Source organism: Bacillus sp. DE0042 (assembly GCF_007680225.1).
GTDB classification, from domain to species: domain Bacteria; phylum Bacillota; class Bacilli; order Bacillales; family Bacillaceae_G; genus Bacillus_A; species Bacillus_A wiedmannii.
Window position 1 is genome coordinate 1 of the sequence record NZ_VEJP01000046.1, and the last position, 239, is coordinate 239.

Consider the following 239-nt stretch of genomic DNA (forward strand, 5'->3'; position numbering starts at 1 on the left):
GAAATGATTAAAGTGGACCTTCTACAAAATGGTACAGTGATTGCGACGCAAGAAGTAAGCAAAGCAACAAACTGGAAATATGCATTTGCAGATGTAGAAGCATATGACGCAAATGGAGTAGCGTACAAGTATGAAGTGAAGGAACAGCCAGTAGCGGGATATCAATCTGACGTACACGGTACTGACATCACAAATACAAAAGTAGGCGAAACAAAAGTAGAAGGAACGAAAACATGGAA

The 239-nt window shown here is 40.2% G+C and carries 1 protein-coding gene; it reads left to right on the top strand.

Annotated features, from left to right (window positions below; translation table 11 throughout):
• A partial coding sequence (locus FS802_RS30790; RefSeq protein ID WP_260989095.1) for a Cna B-type domain-containing protein occupies positions 1-239 on the top strand: 239 nt, incomplete at both ends.